Here is a 1,966-nt window from a genome sequence, read left to right on the forward strand (position 1 = left end):
GAAAGTTATAAGTTATGCTATGTTCGTGGTCCAGAGGGTATTATTTTAGAGTTGGCGGAGAAACTCAGATAAATATTGAATGGACTTTAAATAATTTAGATTTCAAACTTTAAAGATTTCTTCTTAAACTATCGGGGTGCTTTTGTTTAATATCTCGGCTGTGGCTGTCATTTCGGCAGCCTTTTCTTATTGAGCTAAAGGGGCAGCATTCCTGTTAGAAGGATTTGCGCCATCTTGAAAGAAAAAGAGCCCTCTAGTATGATGCATGAGTGTCAACGACCAATTGACCCATCATCAAACAAGGAGGACTCCTCTATGAATTTTAAAGCGAATGAAAAACTTAATCAAGTCACGGAAAACACTCTCGTCGTCGGCATGGATATTGCCAAAACCGTGCATTACGCCTGCTTTGTGGACGAACGAGGACGTGTAATTGAAAAAGCCTTTGCGGTACATCAGTCAAGGAAAGGCTTTGAAGCATTTTATCAAAAGATTCGCCAAGCCATGAAGGAGACTAAGAAAACGGAAGTGATCATCGGAATCGAACCGACAGGACACTACTGGATGAACTTGGCCTATTTCCTGGACCAATATGGGGTACCGCTTGTCATGGTAAATCCGTTGCACGTCAAACGCTCAAAGGAACTGGATGATAATCTTCCAACCAAGAACGATAAGAAAGATGCGTTGGTCATTGCCAGATTAATGAAAGACGGCCGCTTCAGCTACCCCCGTCTCCTCAAGGATGTCGAGGCTGAGCTACGGATCGGTTCTACACTACGTTCAAAGCTGACGGAGGATTTAGCGAGTATCAAAAACCGGATCATCCGTTGGCTTGACCGTTATTTTCCGGAGTTTACGCAAGTCTATCCGTCCTTCGGAAAGATGGCGCTTGCGACACTCGAAATGACGCCTCTGCCACAGGATATTGAAGGGAAAACCGCCGAAGAGTTAGTCTTTCTCTACCGGCAGGTAGAGGGAATGCGGGCACCACAATTGCCGAAAGCGAAGCTTCTGATAGAAGCAGCCACGAGTTCGATCGGACTGACAGAAGGATTACAGATGGCCCAACATGAAATTGCCACGCTCCTGCGCCAGTACCGGTTGTTAGAAGCAGAAATCGAGAGCGTAAACAGTCAATTAGCCGAAATGGCGAAAGCGACTCAAGAATACGAATTCCTTGCTTCTGTTCCTGGGTTAGGGGATGCCACAATCGTCGATCTGCTTTCGGAAGTAGGAAGCTTTTCACTCTATGAAAATCCACGCCAACTCATCAAACTAGCGGGATTAACATTACGTGAAACTTCATCCGGCCAACACAAGGGCCAAAAACATATCTCCAAGCGCGGCAGAAAGAGATTGAGGATGGTTCTTTTCAAAGTGATGGTCCCACTGATTCGGCATAACGAGGCGTTTAAACAGCTTCATGAATATTACACAACCCGACCACTTAATCCCCTGAGGGGAAAACAGTCAATGGTTGTGCTATGCGGTAAATTACTCAAGGTATTACATGGTATTTGTAAGAAGAGAGTACGTTTTGAGGCAAGGTATATGATGCAAGATCTCAACTGTCTTGGAGTGGCAGCGTAATATATTTCAATTAATCGACTATAACAAGAAGGATGACACGGAGAAGCCGGCATGATAACTAAACTAAGACCACGAGTCCCCGGGGCAGCTTAGCAGGCCTCTGCCTTATGAATAGACCGAACGAAGGAATGTAAGCGCACTGACGCTAAGAGACATGGGAGGGTACGTCGTCATAAGTATTGCAGAGATCCATTGTGCATCAAAATAACGGAAATAAAAGCTAATAATTTCCATTAGCTTTAGCGAAGCGTACACTCAACTTGGTAATAAAAACAATAAATTCAAAACTATGTTTATAAGTAAGTATAAAAATAATTTTCCTCTCATCACGAAGTGATGTAAACCGTTGATACATCAATGTTTATAGAGGGAG

General features: G+C 43.7%; 1 protein-coding gene. It reads left to right on the forward strand.

The window, feature by feature from the left end; genetic code table 11:
- The first annotated feature begins 315 nt into the window (after positions 1–315).
- Positions 316–1,593, forward strand: coding sequence for an IS110 family RNA-guided transposase (locus tag VQ00_RS15620; protein WP_046181062.1), 1,278 nt, complete (start codon positions 316–318; stop codon positions 1,591–1,593).
- Positions 1,594–1,966: the final 373 nt, after the last annotated feature.

It is taken from the genome of Domibacillus tundrae, assembly GCF_000970675.1.
Lineage (GTDB): Bacteria > Bacillota > Bacilli > Bacillales > Domibacillaceae > Domibacillus > Domibacillus tundrae.